The 22,735-nt window shown below is 56.2% G+C and carries 23 protein-coding genes; 18 read left to right on the plus strand and 5 right to left on the minus strand.

From position 1 onward, the window contains the following. The first annotated feature begins 43 nt into the window (after positions 1-43). From FY156_25440 to FY156_25460, 5 genes are read left to right on the plus strand one after another with little or no spacing between them, the layout of a single operon-like run. Entirely contained in the window at positions 44-823 is a 780-nt protein-coding gene (locus FY156_25440) for a ComF family protein (protein UXS04792.1), read from the plus strand. Positions 824-882: 59 nt separating this feature from the next. Then, positions 883-1,137: a glutaredoxin 3 gene (gene grxC, locus FY156_25445; protein UXS04793.1), complete on the plus strand. Its 255-nt coding sequence runs from the start codon at positions 883-885 to the stop codon at positions 1,135-1,137. A gap of 17 nt (positions 1,138-1,154) precedes the next feature. Next, complete coding sequence (locus FY156_25450) at positions 1,155-2,015, plus strand: carbon-nitrogen hydrolase family protein (GenBank protein UXS04794.1); 861 nt, start codon at positions 1,155-1,157, stop codon at positions 2,013-2,015. Continuing rightward, positions 2,012-2,440: a DUF1178 family protein gene (locus FY156_25455; protein UXS04795.1), complete on the plus strand. Its 429-nt coding sequence runs from the start codon at positions 2,012-2,014 to the stop codon at positions 2,438-2,440. Before FY156_25450 ends, FY156_25455 begins: the two co-directional genes overlap by 4 nt. A 20-nt stretch (positions 2,441-2,460) precedes the next feature. After that, positions 2,461-3,018, plus strand: a complete 558-nt coding sequence (locus FY156_25460) for a DUF3291 domain-containing protein (protein UXS05248.1) — start codon at positions 2,461-2,463, stop codon at positions 3,016-3,018. Between the two features lie 7 nt (positions 3,019-3,025). Here FY156_25460 and ubiG read toward each other — a convergent pair whose 3' ends face one another. Further along, positions 3,026-3,772, minus strand: coding sequence for a bifunctional 2-polyprenyl-6-hydroxyphenol methylase/3-demethylubiquinol 3-O-methyltransferase UbiG (gene ubiG, locus FY156_25465; protein UXS04796.1), 747 nt, complete (start codon positions 3,770-3,772; stop codon positions 3,026-3,028). Positions 3,773-4,041: 269 nt separating this feature from the next. On the opposite strand from ubiG, the gene FY156_25470 reads away from it, so the two are divergent. Continuing rightward, positions 4,042-4,791, plus strand: coding sequence for an SH3 domain-containing protein (locus FY156_25470; protein UXS05249.1), 750 nt, complete (start codon positions 4,042-4,044; stop codon positions 4,789-4,791). Positions 4,792-4,863: 72 nt separating this feature from the next. Here the strand turns inward: FY156_25470 and FY156_25475 are convergent, their stop codons facing one another. Beyond that, positions 4,864-5,106 (minus strand): DUF2934 domain-containing protein, encoded by a 243-nt coding sequence (locus tag FY156_25475; GenBank protein ID UXS04797.1) that lies wholly within the window; start codon positions 5,104-5,106, stop codon positions 4,864-4,866. 278 nt (positions 5,107-5,384) lie between these two features. On the opposite strand from FY156_25475, the gene FY156_25480 reads away from it, so the two are divergent. The 5 genes from FY156_25480 to FY156_25500 all read left to right on the plus strand — a co-directional run bounded on the left by FY156_25480 (position 5,385) and on the right by FY156_25500 (position 10,433). Beyond that, complete coding sequence (locus tag FY156_25480) at positions 5,385-6,455, plus strand: enoyl-CoA hydratase/isomerase family protein (protein ID UXS04798.1); 1,071 nt, start codon at positions 5,385-5,387, stop codon at positions 6,453-6,455. A gap of 171 nt (positions 6,456-6,626) precedes the next feature. Then, a complete protein-coding gene (locus tag FY156_25485; protein UXS04799.1) occupies positions 6,627-7,613 on the plus strand; it encodes a sulfate ABC transporter substrate-binding protein in 987 nt (328 codons plus the stop codon). Positions 7,614-7,689: 76 nt separating this feature from the next. Beyond that, a complete protein-coding gene (cysT, locus tag FY156_25490) occupies positions 7,690-8,511 on the plus strand; it encodes a sulfate ABC transporter permease subunit CysT (GenBank protein UXS05250.1) in 822 nt (273 codons plus the stop codon). A 2-nt stretch (positions 8,512-8,513) separates the two neighbouring features. After that, positions 8,514-9,398: a sulfate ABC transporter permease subunit CysW gene (cysW, locus tag FY156_25495; protein UXS04800.1), complete on the plus strand. Its 885-nt coding sequence runs from the start codon at positions 8,514-8,516 to the stop codon at positions 9,396-9,398. 3 nt (positions 9,399-9,401) lie between these two features. Continuing rightward, positions 9,402-10,433, plus strand: a complete 1,032-nt coding sequence (locus FY156_25500) for a sulfate/molybdate ABC transporter ATP-binding protein (protein UXS04801.1) — start codon at positions 9,402-9,404, stop codon at positions 10,431-10,433. Here the strand turns inward: FY156_25500 and FY156_25505 are convergent. Next, entirely contained in the window at positions 10,430-11,536 is a 1,107-nt protein-coding gene (locus FY156_25505; protein UXS04802.1) for a DNA alkylation repair protein, read from the minus strand. The two genes, FY156_25500 and FY156_25505, sit on opposite strands and share 4 nt — an antisense overlap. Positions 11,537-11,660: 124 nt before the next feature. Then, on the minus strand, positions 11,661-13,097 hold the full coding sequence (locus tag FY156_25510; protein UXS04803.1) for an NAD-dependent succinate-semialdehyde dehydrogenase: 1,437 nt from the start codon (positions 13,095-13,097) through the stop codon (positions 11,661-11,663). 440 nt (positions 13,098-13,537) lie between these two features. On the opposite strand from FY156_25510, the gene FY156_25515 reads away from it, so the two are divergent. Continuing rightward, positions 13,538-15,469 (plus strand): HAMP domain-containing protein, encoded by a 1,932-nt coding sequence (locus FY156_25515; protein ID UXS04804.1) that lies wholly within the window; start codon positions 13,538-13,540, stop codon positions 15,467-15,469. 67 nt (positions 15,470-15,536) lie between these two features. Here FY156_25515 and FY156_25520 read toward each other — a convergent pair whose 3' ends face one another. Beyond that, positions 15,537-16,769 carry an acyl-CoA dehydrogenase gene (locus FY156_25520; GenBank protein UXS04805.1) on the minus strand — a complete coding sequence of 411 codons (1,233 nt, stop codon included), beginning with the start codon at positions 16,767-16,769 and terminating at the stop codon, positions 15,537-15,539. Positions 16,770-16,821: 52 nt separating this feature from the next. On the opposite strand from FY156_25520, the gene FY156_25525 reads away from it, so the two are divergent. From FY156_25525 to FY156_25550, 6 genes are all read left to right on the plus strand, one after another. After that, entirely contained in the window at positions 16,822-17,748 is a 927-nt protein-coding gene (locus tag FY156_25525; GenBank protein ID UXS04806.1) for a LysR family transcriptional regulator, read from the plus strand. Positions 17,749-17,866: 118 nt separating this feature from the next. Further along, entirely contained in the window at positions 17,867-18,922 is a 1,056-nt protein-coding gene (locus FY156_25530; GenBank protein ID UXS04807.1) for a LacI family transcriptional regulator, read from the plus strand. Beyond that, a complete protein-coding gene (locus FY156_25535; protein ID UXS04808.1) occupies positions 18,919-19,941 on the plus strand; it encodes an ABC transporter substrate-binding protein in 1,023 nt (340 codons plus the stop codon). Before FY156_25530 ends, FY156_25535 begins: the two co-directional genes overlap by 4 nt. A 170-nt stretch (positions 19,942-20,111) precedes the next feature. After that, positions 20,112-20,939 carry an ABC transporter permease gene (locus FY156_25540; protein ID UXS04809.1) on the plus strand — a complete coding sequence of 276 codons (828 nt, stop codon included), beginning with the start codon at positions 20,112-20,114 and terminating at the stop codon, positions 20,937-20,939. Beyond that, positions 20,936-21,715, plus strand: a complete 780-nt coding sequence (locus FY156_25545; protein UXS04810.1) for an ABC transporter permease — start codon at positions 20,936-20,938, stop codon at positions 21,713-21,715. Before FY156_25540 ends, FY156_25545 begins: the two co-directional genes overlap by 4 nt. Then, entirely contained in the window at positions 21,708-22,733 is a 1,026-nt protein-coding gene (locus tag FY156_25550; protein UXS04811.1) for an ABC transporter ATP-binding protein, read from the plus strand. The genes FY156_25545 and FY156_25550 overlap by 8 nt, the downstream gene beginning before the upstream one ends. Positions 22,734-22,735: the final 2 nt, after the last annotated feature.

Raw genomic sequence — 22,735 nt, forward strand, 5'->3', positions numbered from 1 at the left:
ATCGCTCTCGCAAAGGCACCCGTTCGAAGCTAAAGTCAACCTCATGGGTGCTGGTGTACGGCTGTTTTCCATGTTCGGGACTGTTAAGGCGATGGGGCGATTTGCTCTTCGATCGGTCTTTCACATCGTCTGTCCGCCGACCTGTGCCGCCTGCGGCCGGATGACAGGTGCTGATGGCGCGCTTTGCCCCGATTGCTGGCGGGATGTGGGCTTCATAGAGCGCCCCTATTGCGAAGCTCTTGGAATTCCATTTTCCCTCGATCATGGAGACGGTGTTGTCAGCGGTGAGGCCATCGCCAATCCGCCGGCCTTTGACCGGTTGCGGGCGGTTGCGATCCACGATGGTGTCGCCCGCAAACTGGTCCACCGTCTCAAATATCAAGATCGGACCGACCTTGCTCCCTTCATGGCGTCATGGATGCTGCGGGCAAGTGAGGGGAGGGTGGGGCCATGCGATTACGTCATTCCGGTACCGTTGCATCGCCGAGATTTCACGCAGCGGCGTTTCAATCAGTCGGCGGAGTTGGCAAGACATCTTGTAAGGCTTGCCAAAAAGCAGTTGCTTGCGGGAACGCTTCTGCGCGTCAAGCCCACACAGCGGCAGGTTGGCCTTCCAGCGCGTGCACGGCAGGACAATGTGCGTGGTGCCTTTGCGATTGCGCCCGGTCATGAAACGGATGTCGTCGGAAAGCGCATTGTTCTCGTTGATGACGTTTATACAACCGGCGCGACGATGGCCGCTGCGGTCCGTGTTTTGAAGAAGGCCGGTGCCGCCGATGTGACCGTTTTGATCTTTGCAATGGCTGTTTCCGGCCCTATATGAATCACCAGTGAAAATGAAAACCGTGTGCTGTCGCACATCGGTTTGTGAGGCTGGAAAACATGGCATCGGTTACGATCTATACGCGAGATTTTTGCGGCTATTGCGCGCGCGCCAAGGCGCTGCTTGAAAGCAAGGGTGTCGACTACGCAGAATACAACGCCACCACCACGCCGGAATATCGACAGGAAATGATTGAGAAATCTGGCGGCACGACATTCCCGCAGATTTTCATAAACGGCCAGCATGTCGGTGGCTGTGACGATCTGCATGCACTGGATCGGGCCGGTAAACTTGACCCGATGTTGTCAAACTGATCCGAACGGAGGACGCGATGACATTCAAGGTTGCCGCTATCCAAATGCGTTCCGGTGTCGATCCGGTCAAAAACGCCGCCGACATGGAGCGTCTGATCCGTGACGCGGCCTCCCAGGGGGCGGTCTATGTGCAGACACCTGAAATGACGGGTGCTCTTCAGAAAAACCGACAGGAACTTCGAGCCGTTCTCAAAGACGAAGATGGTGATGTCATCGTTACGACAGCGGCTCGTTTGTCGCGGGAACTCGGCATCTACGTGCATGTTGGTTCGACGGCGATCGCCCGCTCCGATGGCAAAATTGCCAATCGCGGCTTCCTCTTTGCACCTGATGGCGCGCGGGTCTGTGCCTACGACAAGATTCACATGTTCGATGTCGATCTCGACAATGGTGAGAGCTGGCGCGAAAGTGCCGCCTATGAACCAGGTGGTGAAGCGCGCGTTGCCGACCTGCCGCTTGCCAAGTTCGGCTTCGCGATATGTTACGATGTTCGCTTCCCGCAACTTTTCCGCTCCGAGGCAATGGCTGGCGCCGAAGTGCTGACCGTTCCTGCAGCCTTTACCCGGCAGACCGGCGAGGCGCATTGGGAAATCCTGCTTCGCGCCCGCGCTATTGAAAACGGTGCATTCGTGATTGCTGCCGCGCAGGGCGGCGTGCATGAGGATGGACGCGAGACGTTTGGTCATTCAATCATTATCGATCCATGGGGCAAGGTATTGGCCGTGGCGGGCGGTGCGGGCGAGGAGATCATCTTCGCCGAGATCGATCCTTCTCTCGTTGCGTCGGCACGCGGCAAGATACCCAATCTTAAAAATGCCCGGGAATTCAGACTGGAAACCGTTGGCTATGAACGCCCGAGCGGAGGAGAGGCGGCGTGATACGCTATGCGCTGGCCTGTGATAAAGGCCATGAATTTGAAGGGTGGTTTGCCGGGAGCGAGGATTTCGACAATCAGTTGCAGCGCGGATTTCTCTCCTGTCCTGTCTGTAATTCGCTGAAAATATCGAAGCTTTTGATGGCCCCGTCGGTGTCGACTGCCCGCAAGAAGGACGAGCGGCAGTCATTGGCAATGGATACAGCACGCAAGGAGGCCATCGCCAAAATCAAGGAAGCCGTTGCCAACATCCGGGCCAGTTCGGAGGACGTCGGCGATAAATTTCCTGAAGAGGCGCGCAAGATACATTACGGCGAAGCTGATGAGCGTGGGATCGTCGGGCATGCTTCCATTCAGGAAGCCAAGGCACTTATCGATGAGGGCATCGAGATCGCACCGCTACCGATCCTGCCCGACGACGTGAACTGATCGCAGGGTTGCTGCTGGCAATCTATAATTTCGGGATACAGGTTGCACCATACGATGATCCCGCGGTCGTCGGTTTTGCCCGCCGAGAGCCGCTGAATTTCGAGGCTGCTGAGCGTGCCGAAGGCTTTGTGTCCAGATCTGGTTATGACGGTGCGCCTGGTCCTTATAGCTGGGGCAGGCAGATTTTTCCGCGCTTCCTTCAAGAAAACGGGGCCGTCAGCGGGGTGTCGTCACTTTCGATATGGCGCGATCCGGAATCGTTGATGGCCTATTCCTATTCGGGCGTTCACGCGGAAGCGCTGAAGCATGGTCGTAGCTGGAATGTGCCGCAGCGATGGCCGTCGCTGGTCCTGTGGTGGGTCGACGAAGGACACCATCCGACTTGGGAAGAGGCAGTACGGCGGTTTGAGCATCTGCATGACCAAGGCTCGTCACCTCATGCTTTCACCTTCAAACAGCCATTCGCCCCCGATGGTTCAGCCCTTGAAATAGACCGAGCCAAAGCAAAGGAAATTTCTGCAAGAAATGCACTTGGTCAAAAGGATCTGTTATCGGTCATAAAGTCGATCCCGGTCTGACGCGATCTCAGCCAGGCCGCTTCGCCAGCATCATGTAGTTCACGTCCATATCAGGCGACAGGTTCCACTTGTCCTGGAGAACGTTGTAGAACACGCCTGTGCGATGGATGATGTCCATGCCGCTCGCGACCATTGGCCTTTCCAGTTCCTCAGGGCGGACCAGCTTTTCATATTGATGGGTTCCGCGTGGCAACCATCGCAACACATTCTCGGCCGCAAAAATTGCAAGCGCGCGCGCTTTCAGGGTGCGGTTGATGGTCGCTGCGAACATCAATCCACCGGGGCGCACCATCTTGGCGCAGGTCGTTACGAAGAGGTCGACGTTGGCCACGTGCTCGACGACTTCCATGTTCAAGACCACGTCGAAGGTTTCACCTGCCTCCTGCAATTGCTCGGCAGTCACCGCACGATAATCAACAGCAACGCCACTTTCCTGCGCGTGTGTGGAAGCAATCCCAATGTTCTTTTCGGAAGGGTCTGCGCCAACCACGTCGGCACCCATACGTGCTACCGGCTCGGAAAGAAGTCCGCCGCCGCAACCAATGTCCAATATACGGAGGCCTTCCAGCGGCCGATGGGCCTTGGGATCTCGGCCAAAATTCTCGCAGATGCTGTTGCGGATATATTCGAGCCGCACAGGGTTAAACTTGTGCAATGGTCGAAACTTGCCTGTCGGGCTCCACCATTCGGCCGCCATTGCCGAAAAGCGGTCTACTTCGCTCTGGTCGACGGTTGTTTGTCCGGGTTCGCTCATGGGGCATGCTCCATCTTTTGTCTGACTGAAGTCGGATGAATGCCCTTTGAAGTCAAGGCCGGTCCCTCCGACGAGCAGTAAAAAACTGGGCGGTATGTCGTCGCAGGGAACTGAACGGGTCGGCATTTTGTTTCATGCTGTGTTCATGGTCGACCGGGTATTTTCGCTTTCGACAGTATCTGAATATGGCCGCTGTCCACCGGGCACGGTGAGGCTGAAGATGGCAAGGCGTGGCCTTGCCGGAGGAGAAGAACGTGAAGAAAAAACTTATGGGCGCAATCGCGATGCTGGCGATGCTTGCTGCTCCGGCGCTCGCCGAGGCTGCGACGCGCGGCTTCGCGACGGCCAATGTGAACATGCGCTCGGGTCCGAGCACGGCCTATCCGGCTGTTGTCGTCATTCCGGTCGGCGCACCGCTGGTGGTCAATGGCTGCCTTTCCGATGCCCCTTGGTGTGACGTTTCGTTCGCACGCGGTCGCGGCTGGGTTGCGGGTCGGTACATCGAGACCACCTACAGACAGAACCGGGTGTATGTCGAGCCGCGTTATTATCGCGACCTTGGCGTCCCGATCGTAACGTTTGAAGTCGGACGTTACTGGGACCGTTATTATCGCGACCGGGACTTCTACCGCGAGCGCGACCGCTGGCGTCGTCCACCGCCCTCCGGCGGCTACTGGAATGCGCCACCGCCGCGCGGAGACTGGGATCGCCCACGTCCGCGTGATGAATGGCGCGATGGTCGCCGTGACGAGTGGCGTGATCCCCGTCAGGGTGGTGGCCCAAACGATGGTCGCTGGGAGCAACGCTACGGTGACTGGAACCAGGATCAGCGTCCACGTCGTGACGATGACCGACGCGACGAATGGCGTCGCAGCGAGCAACGTCGCGATGAACAGCGTAACGATGATCGTGGCCAGGTTGAACAACAGCAACGCAACCGCAGCACCATGGAGTGGGATCTCAACAGAGACAAACCACCAAGGCCGCGGCTTTGCCCCGACGGTCAAAACTGCAACTGATCGATAGACAAGGCCCGACGCTTGCCCCGTCGGGCTTTCTTCATGAATTGCGCCGGAAGGTCGGCAGACAGCTTATTCTGCCGCAATCGCTTTTTTGGTACGTGTTTTGGATTTCGCAGCTGCTGTTGCGGCCACCTCTACCTTGGGAGCTGCTTTTTTGCGGGCAGCGGGTTTTGTCGCCTCGGACGTCTTCAGGAGCGCGTATTCGCTTTTGGCTTGCTCCCAATGTTCCGCGTCACGGCCATGCGGTTGGCCTTCTTTTTCCCACAGGGTGTAGGCTCGTTTGCTGATCCATTCGTGTTCCGAAACCTGCATGCTCGTCTCCCGTTGCTGTTAACAGCGCCTTGACAAGGCGGCACTCGCTTGGTCCGGCATACGCTCGACTGGACTCAATGCCGGCATTTCCGAGATCCATTACATGCCATGATTTCCAACGCGTCAAGCAAACATGCTGCGTTGCGAAATAGGTTTTCGAGCGTTTTTTGACAGATGCGAGGAAAATGCGGGAACGCAGGCCCTGCCGGAAGATCAACGTTGCGTGATCGTTCCCGCGCCGCCAAGATGCAAACAACAAAATTGGCAGGGAGGCACCGATGAATTCTGCAATACAGGCAGCGGAAAATATCCTCGTCGAAACAAGAGGCAAAGCTGGCCTTATTCGCCTCAACCGTCCCAGAGCGATTAACAGCCTGACGATTCCCATGGTTCTCGATTTTTCTCAGGCCCTTTCGAGGTTTGAGCAGGCGCAGGAAACGGTCTGCGTCATTGTCGCAGGAGAGGGAGAGCGTGGACTTTGTGCGGGCGGTGATGTCCGAATTATCCATGATCTGGGAAAGGCCAACGATCCCGATCTGTTGCGGTTCTGGCGCGAGGAGTTCCCGCTGAACTATCGCATTGCACACTTCTCGAAGCCTTACGTGGCGTTGATGGATGGTATCGTGATGGGTGGTGGGGTCGGGATTTCAGGGCATGGCAGTCATCGGATCGTCACAGAACGAACACGGCTGGCGATGCCGGAAACAGGGATCGGCTATTTTCCCGATGTCGGAGCAACCTGGCTTTTGCCGAAAGCGCCGGGCGAATGCGGTACCTGGCTCGGTTTGACGGGTAACACGGTGCTGGCTGCTGACGCGATCTACGCCGGGCTGGCAGATTGGTTCGTCCTTTCCAGTCAATTGCCGGATCTGGTTGAGGAATTGGCCTGGGTTGCCCATCAGGACGATATTGAGGACGTAATCCTGAAATATGCCGGAGACGCTGGTGAGAGTGTCCTCGAAGCCAATAGCAGCAAAGTCGACGCGGCATTCCGTTACGATACTGTCGAGGAGATTATCGACGCACTGAGAAAGAACGACGACACCTTCTCGCACGAAACAGTCGAGACATTACAGAAGCGGTCACCGACGAGCCTCAAGCTGACATTGCGACTGTTGCGAATGGGGCGTGAGAGCTCCAGCCTGATGGAATGCCTTGAGCGTGAATTTTCAGCGGGCGCTGAGGTTTTGCGTCAGCATGATTTTTACGAGGGGGTTCGCGCGGCAATTGTGGACAAGGACCGCAATCCGCACTGGTCGCCAGCGACGCTTGCAGACGTGACAGAAGACCACATTCGCACGTACCTGGACAAGCATGGTGTACGGCTCTTTCCTGACCACCGTCTTTGATGCTGCGCCGCAAAAGAAATTCCGTTTCAACTTTCAGAAGGAAATAACGTTTCGACAGACTGCTGTTTCAGGATGGAATTTCTCGTTGTTTGCAACGGAAAGAACGACTGTTTCTCGCGGCGCTGTCCGTCACCCGGTATTTTGTCGACCATTCGACTTTCGGGGGTATTCATGAAACGTCTTCTTATCATCGGCACTGCTATCGCCGCGCTTATCTCGGGTGTTGCGCAGGCACAGTCGCCGACAACCATTCTCAACGCGTCCTACGACATTGCGCGCGAGATTTTTGCCGCTGAAAACGAGGCTTTCATCAAGCTGCATCCTGGTGTCACAATTGACCAGTCGCATGCAGGAACATCCAAGCAGGCCCGCGCTATCGTTGAGGGATTGGCAGCCGATGTTGTGACGTTCAATCAGGTCACCGACATTGATTTCCTGGTGAAACAGGGTTTTGTCTCGGCTGACTGGCAGAAAGATTTTCCGAACGACGCGTCTCCTTTTTATTCCTTCCCGTCCTTCCTCGTCCGTGCCGGAAATCCAAAGAACATCAAGGATTGGGACGATCTCGTCCGCGATGACGTGAAAATTGTTTTCCCGAATCCCAAGACATCCGGCAATGCGCGTTACACCTATCTGGCCGCAACTGCGTTCGCGAAGGAGAAGTTCAACGGTGACGAGAAGAAGGTCGAGGAATTCGTCAAGAAGATCTTCGACAATGTTCCTGTGTTCGACACTGGCGGTCGCGCAGCGACCACCACATTCGTGGAGCGTGAAATCGGTGACGTCCTGATTACCTTTGAAGCGGAAACCCGCGGCATCGCCAAACAGTACGGCAAGGAAAAGGTCGAAGGTGTGGTGCCGTCCGTCAGCCTTTTGGCTGAGTTCCCGGTGGCTGTGGTGGACAAGGTGGTCGACAAGCGCGGCTCGCGCGAACTGGCCAAGAGCTATCTGGATTTCCTCTACACCGAGGAAGGTCAGCGGGTCGCAGCCGAGTTCGGTCACCGTGTTCATGATGAGAAGGTCGTCGGTGAATTCAAGGATCAGTTTCCGGCGATCCGTCTCGTCAATGTCAACGATGTGTTCGGTGGCTGGGAAAAGATCCAGAAAGAGCATTTTGCCTCTGGCGCCACGCTTGATACGCTGTACGGCAGCCGTTAATCGGTAATTCAATGAACGAAACACCAGGCCCGACGGGAAACCGCCGGGTCGCTTTTTCATGAGTGGGGGGCAAGGGTTGAAGCGCAATGTTCTGCCGGGACTGAAACTGTCCCTTGGCATCACCCTGACTTATGTCGCGATCATCGTCTTCTTGCCTTTGGCCGCATTGGTGTTCAAGGCGGCAAGCCTCGGCCCCACCGAGTACTGGTCCATCATCTCATCGCCACGTGCTGTCGCAAGTTATCGTGTCACCGTGCTTTGCGCGCTCGCCGCGACGTTGTTCAACGTCATTTTCGGATTGGCACTTGCGTGGGTTCTGACCCGCTACCGCTTCCCCGGCTGGCGTATTGTCGATGCAATCGTCGACTTGCCCTTTGCCCTGCCAACTGCTGTGGCTGGTATCGCGTTGACCGCACTGTTCGCTACGAACGGTTGGTTCGGCTCCATACTTGCACATGCCGGCATCAAGGTTGCCTATACACCGCTTGGCATTATGGTCGCGATGGCCTTCACCAGCTTGCCTTTCATCGTTCGCACAGTACAGCCTGTGCTCGAGGATCTCGATCCCGCGCTTGAAGAAGCGGCCCAGTCACTTGGCGGTTCGGACTTCGAAATCTTCCGCAAGGTGATCTTGCCGCTGTTGACACCAGCTTTGCTTGCTGGACTGTCATTGTCGTTCGCACGCTCCCTTGGCGAATTCGGCGCAATCATTTTCATTGCAGGCAACCAGCCTATGTCGACGGAAATCACCGCATTGCTGATCTTCATCAGGTTGGAAGAGTATGATTATCAGGCCGCCGCAGCCGTGGCGTCCGTGCTGCTGATCACAGCATTCCTCATGTTGGCTGTGACCAACTTTCTACAGGCGCGGGCGTTGCGCTACACGGTAAGGGGCTGATCATGGGCGCACACTCGAGCCATCCCAGGCCGCCGCGTGTCGGCGATAGCGCGCTTGTTCGCCGCAGTCTGATCGGTTTCGTGCTGGTCGTTGGGGCATTACTCGTTGTCGCCCCGCTTATCATCATCGGAGTTGAAGCGTTTTCACAAGGTTGGAAAGCCTATTCCGCGACGATCGCCCATCCCGATACCCGCCACGCTATCATGTTGACGGTGGTAACGGCGCTCCTTGCTGTCCCGATCAACACGCTTTTTGGGGTTGCCGCGGCCTGGTCGATTACCAAGTTCGATTTTCCCGGTAAACGCTTCCTGCTTGTGGTCATCGAAATTCCCTTTTCGATTTCGCCGATCGTGGCCGGTGTTGCCTATCTTTTCGTCTACGGTCTTCAGGGACTGTTCGGTCCCTATCTTGATGCGCATGACGTCAAAATCCTGTTTGCATTGCCCGGCATCGTGATTGCCTCGATGTTCGTCACAGCACCATTTGTAGCGCGTGAACTGATCCCGTTGATGCAGGCACAGGGACGCGATCTTGAGGAGGCGGCAACGTCGCTTGGTGCGTCAGGCTGGCGAACGTTCTTTTCGGTCACACTCCCCAATATCAAATGGGCCCTGCTTTATGGCGTGGTGCTTTGTAATGCCCGTGTGATGGGTGAATTCGGTGCTGTTTCTGTCGTCTCCGGCAATATTCGCGGCCAGACGAACACGTTGCCGCTGCATATCGAACTGCTTTACCACGACTACCAGACAGCTGGTGCGTTCGCTTCGGCTTCCATTCTCGCACTTCTTGCAGTCGTCACGATCATTGCCAAAGTGGCGTTGGAGCGACGCGGTGCTGGGCGCGGACGCAAGAAGACGAATAGCACAGCCACTGCTACGGAGACCTGATCCATGAAAATTCGCCTCGAAAACGTGGTGAAGACCTTCGATACATTTCGCGCCGTGCGTGACGTTTCGCTCGACATCGAAAGCGGAGAGCTTCTGGCGTTGCTTGGTCCTTCCGGGTCGGGCAAGACGACCATCTTGCGTATGGTCGCGGGCCTTGAATTTACTGATGGTGGGCGGATTTTCTTCGGGGATCACGACGCAACCGACATTCCGGTGCGTGATCGCGGTGTTGGTTTCGTCTTTCAGCACTATGCGCTGTTTCCACACATGACATTGAACGAAAACATAGCCTTCGGCATGAAGGTGTCAAAGGTGAAGCGCGACAAGGCGGCAATCGCGGCCCGCGTTGAAGAGCTTTTACGTCTCGTGAAGCTCGATGGTCTAGGGGATCGCTTCCCCGCACAGATTTCCGGTGGCCAGCGGCAACGCGTTGCTTTGGCCCGAGCGCTTTCCGTCGATCCGAAGGTCCTGCTTCTGGATGAACCTTTTGGTGCTCTCGATGCCAACGTGCGTCGGGATCTGCGGCGCTGGCTGCGAGAAATTCACGATGCGCTCGGTATCACGACGATTTTCGTTACCCATGACCAGGAAGAGGCGCTCGATCTCGCCGATCGCGTTGTCATTCTCAATCAAGGCGAAATAGTCCAGCAAGGTACGCCAAAAGACGTCTGCCGCCAGCCAAACAGTGCTTTTGTGATGAAGTTTCTGGGTGATGCCAACAAAGTCTCCGGCGAAGCTCGCGGTGGCAAGATTTACGTCGGTAAAAGCGAACTACCGTTTGCTTACGGTCAGGCGGATGGGGCGGTCGAGATTTATGCCCGTCCAGGTGATCTTGAATGGGACGATCTGCATGATGGCATTCCAGCGCGTGTCACCCGTGTTCTTGATAGAGCGGGCGAGCGCCGTGTGATTGCCAATACGGACAACGGGGATCAACTGGAATTCGATGTGCCGCCGGAAAGTAATGTGGAGGCAGGGGAACGCGGTTCGATCATCATCCGTCGTGCCAAGATTTTCCCGTCAAAGCAGGACTAGCTTTCCAGATCGAAGAACGTTTCCGCTACGGTTTGTCCGTTGACGATGAGATCAATCCTGTGACGTCCGGGATAGTGCTTACGGGTGGTAAAATCACGTATCGCGCGTTTTATCGTGAGCGAGGTACGCTCTTCCGACTGCAAGTTCATCTCTTTCCACTTGAAAACCTTTGCAGACGTTTCACCGTTTTTCTTGACGTAGTGGACGGCGTAGTCGACCACCAGTTTTTGCTGGCATTTCGCCAAGGAAACGAATGACGCCGTAATATCTACGGTGTTTCCAAGAGTGATTGTTTGCGGCGATACCGTAAACTCTTGTACTGCCATCTCGGCTGCCCCATCCGCGCCGAGATAGGCAAGAGCGGTGACGTCGCCCTTTTTGATCAGTGTACGTAGCGCCTGCCGCGTGATCCAGTTGGTATGTTTGTGATCTCTCGGCCAATCTTGCAACAATTTGAATACGAAGCCAGGATTGTCCTTCGTGATATCGTTCAGGTGGTTGGCAACCGATTTTCTGACATAGAGCGCGCCATCACTTTTCAGATTGCTGAGGATAGCAGCGACCGGCGAAGGATCTTCCACAAGGGCTTTGAGCTGGAACGACCAGGGGAGCCGCGGACGACAACCTTCGCTCGCCAACCTGCGAACGTGTTCATTTTCATCACGAGACCAGGTTTCCATGAAAGCGAGTGTCCGCGACATGTCCTCCTTCAGAAAATGCCGGACCGCAAATTCAGATGAGCCAAAACGGGTGAAATAATGCAGTGCCTGCATCGATAGCTCGAAATGGGCGCGCCCGTAGAGCGCCACGTATTCCGGCAATGAAATGGATGCAAAACCATGTCCGATGCGTGGCGCGAGGTCCGTAAGGATTTCAATGTTGCGTGCGTAGTCGCCGGGAAGCGTGGCGTGAAGGCTGGTCGCGACCTGCCGCATGCGCTGCATGATCCCAAGGCTGTCGAGATCGTTGGTCGCTAGCGCCATGAATGCAGAGACATCGAAAGGGGCGTGAACAGCTTTCGTTTGGACTGCGATATGCTGAAGGCGCTCGCGATTGAATATTTCCTTCAGCGCTGGTGCTGCCGTTTCGGTTGTCTCGCTCATTGTCGACCCACTGCGTTCATTGTTTGTTCTTTTATGTGATCAGGCAATGTTAGGCAAGCGGAAGGTTTGAACGAAAAAAAGACCCGGCAAAAGCTTTCCGGGTCTTGAATTACTGCGTGGCTGATCAGCTCATCTGGCTGACGAAGCGGGTTTCCAGATATGCCTGGACAGCTTCAGATCCGCCCTCGGTGCCGTAACCGGAATCCTTAATGCCACCAAATGGCACTTCCGGCAGAGCCAGACCATTGTGGTTGATCGTAAGCATCCCTGCTTCGACCTGGTGGCTCAGGGCATGTGCCGTTTTTACCGAGCCGGTGAAGGCATAGGAAGCAAGGCCGAAGGGCAGGCGATTGGCCTCGGAGACCGCATCGTCAAGCTTTGAGAAGCGGTTGATGATGGCAACCGGCCCAAAGGGCTCGTCGTTCATGATCTTGGCGGTCGTCGGTACGTTGGAGAGGACCGTCGGCTCAAAGAAATTACCCTTGTTGCCAATGCGACGGCCACCGGTCTTCAACTCGCCACCGCACGAAACGGCATCGTTGATCAGCTCTTCGAGTGCCGGAATGCGACGCTCGTTGGCGAGCGGACCCATGACAACACCGTCTTCAAGTCCGTTGCCAACCTTGATGGCCTTGGTTGCTTCTACGAAACCTTCGACGAAGCGGTCGGCAACACCCTCCTGCACAAGGAAGCGGGTGGGCGCGACACAAACCTGGCCGGCATTGCGGAACTTTGCCAGTGAGGTCACTTCAATGGCCTTTTCGATATCGGCATCATCGAAGATCATCACAGGTGCGTGGCCACCAAGTTCCATCGTGGCGCGTTTCATGTGCCTGCCGGCAAGTGCAGCAAGATGCTTGCCGATCGGAGTCGAGCCGGTAAACGAGATCTTGCGAATGACCGGGTGCGGGATGAGGTATTCGGAGATTTCGGACGGAACACCATAGACGAGCCCGATAACGCCGGCAGGTACACCGGCATCAACGAAGGCGCGGATCAGTTCTGCAGGAGAGGCGGGTGTCTCTTCCGGTGCCTTGACGATAATTGAACAGCCTGTTGCAAGCGCGGCAGATAGCTTGCGAACGATCTGGTTGATCGGGAAGTTCCATGGTGTAAAGGCCGCGACGGGGCCAACCGGGACCTTGATGGCGAGCTGCGATACACCGGTCGCGCGTGCCGGAATGACCTGACCATAGGTACGGCGGGCCTCTTCAGCAAACCAGTCTATTGTGTCGGCCGCGCCGAGAATTTCTCCCGCGGATTGTGCCAGTGGTTTACCCTGCTCGCGGGTCATCACATAGGCAATCTTGTCCTTACGCTCACGCAGCAGATCGGCAGCCCTGCGCATGATCTTGGAACGCTCGAACGGAGAGGTGTCTCGCCAGATTTTAAAGCCCTTGTCCGCTGCAGCGAGGGCGAGGTCGAGGTCCGCTTTTTCGGCATGCGCGATTGCACCAATGATCTCGTCGGTTGCGGGATCGGAAACAGCAATCGTCTTGCCGGAAACGGCGTCTTTCCATTCGCCATCAATAAGGAGTTTGATGTCGGGATAGCTGTGCATGATGTCCACTTTCGTTTTGGGAGGTGTAGACAGGGCCGGGGAGGAGGCCGGCTCTCGAATGATAGCGTCCTTGACGTAGGATAGATGGTGCCGACAATCAACGGTTTGACGAAAACTAATATCGGGCGCTGCGAGTGCCGTGGTGGTCGCAGTGTGTGTCGGAATGCATTCACCTGCCTTCGAGAAAAGATCCACCAAAAATTGAAAAATAATCAGTAATCCAACTAATTTGTAAGAGATTGTTTATGCTTCGAAATCATACGGGGAGCGCGGTGGTTGCATGCTTTCATGACTAATCGCTCCGGTTTGGAGCGTTTTTCGACCGGCTTGGCCCGAAGACGATGTCCCGCGTCCCAATGATTGGGTCACAACGTGCTCTGTCCATTTGACACAGGCGAACTTCGGCACGGGGAGGGCGTCTGGCTGGTTTGGAATTGATAATGACGCTTTTAGAAAAGACCGGAATCCGGACGAAGATAGTTGGGATCATTTTGTTGATGTGCGTGGCGGGTCTTGGCGCCGTTGCCCATATTTCCACGCAGTTCAATGCGTCCGACGAGGTCTATTTCGACTTCATCAGCAAGGATAACAGGGCGACAGTGGAACTGGCGCGTGCCAACCGCAATCTGGCCGGTCTAGCCTACACCGCCTATCAGATATCGACCTATGATCAGCAACACGAACGTTACCAGGTGATTTTCAAGGACTATGCGCCCACCAAAGCATTTGTCCTGAACCAGATTGCTGCTGCGGCCGATCTCTTTCCTCAGTATGCCGCAAAGCTTGAGGATTTCCTGGCTCGCACGCGTGTCGTTGTTTCCCTGACGGATGAGGCAGTCGAACTTGCATCGCGTGGCGAAGCTGCGCAGGCCAAAATAACGCTGCAAAGGGCCGACGCACTCATTATGCCCTTGAGTGACGATCTCGTCGGATTCCTGCTGGAGAGAATGGCTGACGTCGAGAAGCAGAGCAATCTGCTGACGACCAATAATGGCACGCTGATCGCGACAACGCTGATCATCGTCGGCGTCGCTTTTTTAGCTGTTATCGCTGCGGCGCTTTTCGTCACATCTCATGGAATAACAACACCGATCATGCGTCTTCGTGAACGTATGCTGTCGCTTGCCGCCGGTGATGCCGCGTCCGAAATCGACGGTATGGGCCGAAAGGATGAAGTCGGCGAAATGGCGAAGGCCGTTCAGGTGTTTCGCGAAAATGCCATCGAGCGGATGCGTCTTGAGCAGGAGACCGAGGCCAGCCGTAGCCTGTCGGAAAAAGAACGTATGGAACGCGAAAGGCAAAAGGCCGAGGACGCAGCAGCTGTGCAGTTTGCCGTCGACAGTCTCGCATCCGGCCTCTCGAAACTATCCAATGGCGATCTTGCCCACCGCATCACACAGCCGTTCACACAGAGCCTCGACGCGGTACGTGCCGATTTCAACCAGTCTGCTGAAAAGTTGCAAACGGCCATGGTGCAAGTGTCGAAAAACGCGCGGGGTATCGATGCCGGAGCCAACGAGATCAAGTCCGCGGCAGATGATCTTGCCAAGCGCACTGAGCAGCAAGCCGCCGCTGTGGAGGAAACTGCTGCGGCACTTGAGCAGATTACCACCACGGTGAGAGACGCTTCCCGGCGTGCGCAGGAAGCCGGTTCTCTGGTCGCGAAAACACGCCATGAAGCCGAGAATTCGGGCAACGTCGTTCGCCGCGCGGTTCTTGCCATGGAGAAGATCGAGAAGTCCTCGAGTGAGATCAGCAGTATCATTGGCGTCATCGATGATATCGCCTTCCAGACCAATTTGCTGGCGTTGAATGCGGGTGTCGAGGCAGCGCGTGCCGGCGAAGCGGGCAAAGGCTTTGCTGTCGTCGCACAGGAGGTGCGTGAGCTGGCGCAGCGCTCTGCAAATGCCGCAAGGGAAATCAAGACGTTGATAACCACATCGAACGAGCAGGTTCAGCAAGGCGTGGGACTGGTCGGCGATACCGGTAAGGCTCTGGAAAAGATCGTTGCCGAGGTGCAGGAGATCAACCGGCATGTGGCAGCGATCGTTGAATCTGCACAAGAGCAGTCGTCCGGGCTCCAGCAGATCAATGCTGCCGTCAACCAAATGGATCAGGACACGCAGAAAAATGCGGCTATGGTCGAGGAGTCCACCGCTGCGAGCCATGGCCTTGCGCGGGAAGCTTCTTCGTTAAACCACTTACTCGGTCAATTCAGGCTGGGAACTGAAACGCAATCGCCTGTGATCGTTGCTCGTGCGAACGACCGGCCCGTCGTATCACCGGCGCGCGCACTTGGCCGCAAGATCTCAGCTGCTTTCTCCGGGAGTGCCGCTATCGACACAAGCAAGGATGAATGGCAAGAATTCTGACGTTCTTTTTCAGGTGAAGCCATGAATTTGGTCCGGGCGTGCGTCGCGCCCGGACTTTTACGTGGTATCAGAAAAACGCCTGAATGCCGGTCTGTGCCCGGCCAAGGATCAAGGCGTGGACATCATGCGTACCCTCGTAGGTATTGACCGTCTCAAGGTTTTGGGCGTGACGCATGACGTGATACTCGATCTGGATTCCGTTGCCACCATGCATGTCTCGCGCCTGGCGGGCGATATCCAGCGCCTTGCCGCAATTGTTGCGTTTGACGATCGAAATCATTTCGGGCGCCATGCGATGATCGTCCATCAAACGGCCCACCCGCAAAGATGCCTGAAGGCCAAGCGCGATTTCGGTCTGCATGTCAGCTAGCTTCTTCTGATAAAGCTGCATGCCCGCCAGCGGCTTGCCAAACTGCTTGCGGTCAAGACCGTATTGCAGGGCACGGAACCAGCAATCTTCGGCGGCCCCCATCACGCCCCAGGAAATGCCATAGCGGGCGCGGTTTAGGCAGCCAAACGGTCCCTTCAGGCCCGAAACATTGGGCAGGAGCGCGTCTTCACCAACCTCGACGCCGTCCATGACAATTTCACCGGTGATAGAAGCGCGTAACGAAAGCTTGCCGCCGATCTTTGGAGCAGAAAGACCCTTCATGCCTTTCTCGAGCACAAAGCCTCGAATTTCGTTGTTATGCGCTTCCGATTTTGCCCAGACCACGAAAACATCGGCAATCGGTGCGTTGGAAATCCACATTTTCGATCCGCGCAGGCGGTAGCCGCCGGCAATTTTTTCAGCACGTGTTTTCATGCCGCCGGGATCAGAGCCTGCATCGGGTTCGGTCAGACCGAAACATCCGATGAGTTCGCCGGAAACAAGGCCGGGCAGATATTTCTTTTTCTGCTCGTCCGAACCGTAAGCAAAGATTGGATGAATGACGAGCGAGGATTGCACGCTCATCATGGAGCGATAGCCGCTGTCGATGCGCTCAACCTCTCGGGCAACAAGCCCGTAAGCCACGTAGCTGGCGTCGGCCGCACCGTATTCTTCAGGTAACGTCACGCCAAGCAGACCGGTGCGACCCATCAGGCGGAACAGTTCCGGTTCTGACGTTTCTGAAAGATAAGCGTCCTGGACGCGCGGCAGCAGTTCGGATTTTCCGAAGGCTGCCGCGGTGTCGCGGATCATCCTCTCGTCGTCCGTCAGTTGGTCTTCCAGCAGAAATGGGTCCTGCCAATTGAATGCTGCACGTTCGCTCACTTTTATGCCTCCGCAAATTCTGGCCGGATTATTGGTGCTTCGCATGTCGTGTACAAGCCATGTTTACTCATTTTCGCATTACCTGTAGTAATGACTGATGACCCCGCTCAGCCGCAAGCTTTTGCCGTCAACCAGCGCGCTCGCCGCATTCGATTCTGTCGCAAGGCTGGGCAGTTTTTCCCTTGCTGCCGATGAGCTCGCACTGACGCAAGGAGCGATAAGCCGGCAGGTTATGTCGCTGGAAGAGCTGCTCGGCGTTCGTCTCTTCGAACGTGGTGCACGCGGTGTTCGATTGACGTCAGAGGGTCAAACTTATGCCAAATCCGTCGCCGCCGCGCTTGGTGAAATACGTTCTGCCTCTTTGCAGGTCATGACGAAAACGCATGGCAATACCCTCAATCTCGCGATGTTACCAACCTTCGGCACGCGCTGGCTGCTGCCCCGCATTCCTGATTTCGTTGCCAGTCATCCTGAAATCACCATCAATTTTGCCACACGAATCGGTCAGTTTGATTTCGATCGTGAGCAGATCGACATGGCCATCCACATAGGTCAGGCGGACTGGCCGGGGGCTGAAAGCACTTTTCTGATGCAGGAAATGGTGGCGCCTGTCTGCAGTCCCGAGTTTCTCAATTCTCATCCTGTTGCGACCGGGAGGGATGTCGCAAGTCTGCCCTTGTTGCATATGGCGTCGCGTCCGGGTGCCTGGGATCACTGGTTCCAGAGTCTGGGATTGGCAATATCTTTACCGCAGGGTATGCGTTTCGAGCAGTTTTCCAGTGTCGCTCAGGCCTGTATCGCAGGGCTCGGCGTCGCACTCATGCCTCTGTTTCTTATCGAGAACGAACTGAAGTCGCGGCAATTGGTGAAGGCCTTCGATCATCCTGCCAAAAGCCCAAGTTCCTATTATGCTGTAGCGCCTTTATCTCGCGTCAATCACGGCCCCGTGATGCTTTTTCGTGACTGGCTGGTGCGTCAGGCGGAAGCTTATCGCGTGTCCAGCGATCCCTCGCTTCACAAATAATCGCACCGTTTTCGGCATTTAGACTTTGTTCCCCGGTTTTTGCCCCGCACGGACTCGACAGTGCACCGCCGGTGGACTATCGTGATTAAACGTTTAATCATCGAAATTCCGGATCGTCATGGCTTCTCCACGGCCTGCCACCAACCTGAGCGCAATTGCTGCGACACTCGGCGTGTCGGTAGCAACCGTGTCCAATGCGTTGTCCGGCAAGGGGCGTGTGTCGGTTGAATTGGTCGACAAAATCCGTAAGACGGCCAGTGATCTCGGTTATATTCCGAGCCTTGCGGGCAGGGCTCTCAGGACCGGTCGCAGCGGTGTCCTGGGTCTCGTCTTGCCAGATATCGCCAATCCACTCTTCCCGCAGATTGCACAAGCGATTGAAAAGGCCGCCGTCGCCGCCGGCTACGGCGTGCTGATCGCCGACTCGCGGGGCGAAATTTCCATGCAGACAGATGCGATCAACCGGCTGATCGAGCGCGGTGTGGATGGCATGGTCATCGTTCCGCGCCGAGGAACCCGCATTGCTGGCGTCGACTGTCCGGTCGCAGTGATCGACAGTCCGTCGACACCTGGCAATACGGTTGCGGCTGATCACTGGGATGGCGGCCAACAGCTCGGACGATATCTTGCCAGCCTTGGGCACCGCAAGATCGTACTGATCGGCAAGAACCGGGATTCCAACGTTCAGAACGACAGGCTTGGCGGCATTCGCGATGGCTTCGGAAGAGCCGGCGACATCGAGACGCTCTGGATTGACAGGATCGAAGCAAAGGATGGCGCGGGGTGTCGTCTCGGGCTTGCCGCCAAGGTGCAGGATGGTTTTACAGCCTTTGCCGCCGTTTCCGATCTGCATGCACTGCGTGCCCTGACCGAATTGCAGCGCGAAGGCGTCGAGGTGCCGGAGCAGGCAAGTGTTACCGGTTTTGACGATCTTATCTTTTCCGCGGTGGTGACACCGCCACTCACCACGATGCGCATGAATATGGTCCGTATTGCTGATCTCGCCATAGATGCATTGCTGCGCGTCATCGACGGTGAAGAGGGGGATACCGTTTCGGTCGCTGCCGATATTTCCAAAGTGCCGATGGAGCTGATGGTACGCGGCTCGACCGGCAAAACATCGCATAACGTCACTGAAGCCAAAAAAACGACAGCAGGAGAACTCACACCATGAAGAAGATCATTCTTGCATCGGGCACTGCCCTGATGCTGACGATGGGCGCTGCACAGGCGCAGGAAAAGACCCTGACGATCTCGGTCTACGCCTTCGCGCAGGACGAATTCAAGGAGCTGGTTTATACGCCGTTTGAAGCCAAGTGCGGCTGCAAGCTCGTGGTCGAAACCGGTAACAGCGTCGAGCGTCTCGCCAAAATGGAGGCCAACAAGGCGAACCCGGTTGTCGATCTTGCTATCGTTTCCATGGCAGATGCGCTTTCTGCTGCACGCAAGGACCTGATCCAGAAGATCGACGCCACGAAGGTGCCGAGCATCGCAAACCTCTACGACATCGCCAAGGACCCGAACGGTGATGGCATGAGCGTCGGTGTGAACTTCTATGCGACCTCGATCGTCTACCGCACGGACAAGATGAAGATCGAATCCTGGGGTGATCTCTTGAAGGAAGGCATCGTCGATCACGTTGCGTTCCCGAATGTTACCACCAACCAGGGACCGCCGGCGCTTTATATGCTTGGCAAGGCGATTGGCAAGGATACGCCCGATCTCGCCGGTGCAATCGAAGCCGTTGGCGAAAAGAAGGACGATATCGTTACGTTCTACGTCAAGTCCTCGCAGCTTGTGCAGCTTATGCAGCAGGAGGAGATCTGGGCAGCGCCGATCGGTCGCTTCTCCTGGGCGCCGTTTACCAAGCTTGATCTGCCGCTTGCCTGGGCAACCCCCAAGGAAGGCCAGACAGGCGGGATGAACGTTCTCGTCGTGCCTAAGGGTACGAAGAACGAAGACCTCGCACTGCAATTCATGGATTTCTGGCTTTCCACCGATGTTCAGAAGGCTTTGGCCGAAAAGCTGGTCGACAGCCCGACCAACAAGGAAGTCAAGGTTTCTGACGAGATAGCGAACAACATTACCTATGGTGACGAGACGGCAAAGAGCCTGCAGCTCATTCCGTCGGACGTAACGCTCGACAACCGCGACAAGTGGCTGTCGGAGTGGAACGCCAAGGTCGGTCAGTAAGTAGGTTCTCGTGTTACGGAACGGGCAGGTCTTCGTGTTTGCGACGACCCCGTTCCGGGAAAAGCGGTTTGGTCGTCCCCTGGCCGCTTTTCCACCTTTTCAAAACGGAGGCTGACAATTCAGCTTCAACGACATCGGTCGGCGACTGCGGCCGTTCAGGGAATAAGTGAATGTTTCAGAATCGGGCCGAAGCGCTGGCGCTTGCATTGCCCGCTGCTGTTTTCGCGGCGGCGGTCTTTCTTGTGCCGGTGTTCATGCTGTTGTCGGAAGGGTTCCGTACCGCTGACGGGTGGACGCTGTCCGCCTATGCCGATTTCTTTTCCGAGCCGCTCAATCAGACCGTTTTCCTGCGCACGCTGAAACTCGGGGCAATTGTCACTGTGGTATCGGCGGTCATCGGTTATGCGGCAGCTTTTGCCATCGTCAACCTTTCGGCCGGCTCAAAGGGACACGTCGTCAACCTCGTCGTTTTGCCTCTGATGATCTCGCCAGTCGCGCGTACCTATGCCTGGATCGTTATCCTGGGCCGCACCGGTATCGTCAATCAGGCGCTTCAGGCCGTGGGTTTGAGCGATGGACCGATACGCATTCTGTTTTCCGAAACGGCGGTTTTCATCGGCCTTCTCCAGCTTTTCCTGCCGCTGATGATTATTTCGCTGATCAGTGCGCTCGAGAACATGCCGAAGGATACGATTGCGGCGGCCCGCGTGCTCGGCGCAAACTGGTTTCAGGTTTTCTGGAAAGTCATCTTGCCGCTGACGCGGGAAGGGCTTGTGGTCGGTGGTACGTTGGTGTTCACCGGCTCGCTGACGGCTTACATCACCCCCGCAATTCTGGGTGGCTCCAAGGTCCTGATGCTCGAGACGTTGCTTTATCAGCAGGTCACGGTCTCGAACAATTTTGTTGCCGCCAGCGTCATCGCCTTCATCCTGATCTTCATGAGCTTTGCCGCCAACATCCTTCTGAAGCGCATTGCTACCGCAAGGAATAAGAAATGACCCGGCAGCTTTTCATTCCCCTGACACTTCTCCTCGTGGTCGGCTTTTTGATCGGGCCGTTTCTCATTATCGTGGCGGCATCGTTCTCGGCAGGCGATACACTTGCCTTTCCACCGCAGGGTTTTTCGCTGAAGTGGATCGCAAAGGTTTTCACGGTCGAGAGCTTCCGCGAAAGTTTCGCCATGTCGATGTTCCTTGCTATCGGAGGAACATTCACGGCGCTTCTTCTCGGGATTCCCGCGTCCTACGCGATGTCGCGTTATAAGCTTCCACTTTCCGAAACGGTACGCACCATCGTCTCCGCGCCAATCATCGTACCGGGTATCATCGTTGGTCTGGCGCTCCTGCGTTATTTCGTCGTGCCATTCGGCATCGGCATCACGCTGGCTTTGTTCCTTGCGCACACTGCGCTGATCCTGCCCTATGCGGTGCGTGTGGTTTCCGCCAGTCTGAACAATCTGCGTTCTGATATCGAGGAAGCAGCGGTTTTGCTCGGTTCTTCTCGTCTAGGCGCATTTTTCCGGGTCGTATTGCCAAACATTCGCGGCGGTATCCTCTCAGCCTTCATTCTCGGTTTCGTGACGAGTTTCAATCAGGTGCCGGTGTCGCTGTTCCTTTCCGGTCCCGGCGTTCGCACGCTGCCCATCGATATGCTGGGCTATATGGAAATCGTCTTTGATCCGTCCGTCGCAGCACTCTCCTCGCTGCTCGCCTTCCTTTCCATCGGCATCGTTTTCCTGGCCGAACGTTTTCTGGGGTTCTCCCGTTATGTCTGACGCAAATTACCTTTCGCTCCAAAAAATGTCGCTTGCATACGGCAACAACATTGCCGTCAAGGATCTCGACCTCGATATCCGCAAGGGTGAACTTCTGGCGCTGCTTGGTCCCTCCGGATGCGGCAAGACCACGACGATGCGTGCCATCGCCGGGCTTATGCCGGTGGCGGGTGGGCGCATCGGTCTTGATGGTGTCGATATCACCCGCGTTGCTGCCAACAAGCGCGCTGTCGGGCTGGTTTTCCAGTCCTACGCACTTTTCCCGCATCTGACGGTCTACGAAAATGTTGCTTTCGGGCTGAAGCTCAAGGGCATGAACGGCACGGCATTGGATGACAAGGTCTTGTCGGGCATCAAGTCTGTCGGTCTTTCGAATTTCGTGTCACGCAAGCCAGCCGAACTTTCTGGCGGTCAGCAGCAGCGCGTGGCTCTGGCGCGTTCCATGGTGATGGAACCGAAGGTGCTTTTGCTTGATGAACCGCTCTCCAACCTCGATGCACGGTTGCGTCTCGAGATGCGTACGGAGTTGCAGCGCGTTCAAAAGGAAACCGGCGTGACGATGATTTTTGTCACCCATGATCAAATTGAAGCTTTGGCGCTGGCTGACCGCATTGTTGTCATGAAAGGCGGCAAGATAGAGCAGATCGGCACGCCGGAGGAGATCTACAACGCACCGGTCTCTTCCTTCGTTGCAGATTTCGTCGGCTTCGAGAATATTTTCGCGCTGGAAAACGGCGCACTGAAAACCGCAAACGGTGCAACACCGCTTCCCGGACCAGTCCTTTCAGCATCCGGACTGGCCTGGCGGCCGCGCATGGTCACCCTCGGCTCAGGTCCTTTCGAGGGAACCGTGCGCGGCACATCCTTTGCTGGAAACACGCGTGAATATCTGCTTGATACGCCGCTTGGCCCGATCAAGGCAGAAACGGATGCGGCCCTCTCTACGCACGCCATTGGTGATCGCCTTGCCTTCGATCTGCCGGTGGATAAGGCTGCGACCCTCAAGGTGTTCAACTGACC

This window comes from Agrobacterium tumefaciens, from assembly GCA_025559845.1.
In the GTDB taxonomy this organism is placed as follows: domain Bacteria; phylum Pseudomonadota; class Alphaproteobacteria; order Rhizobiales; family Rhizobiaceae; genus Agrobacterium.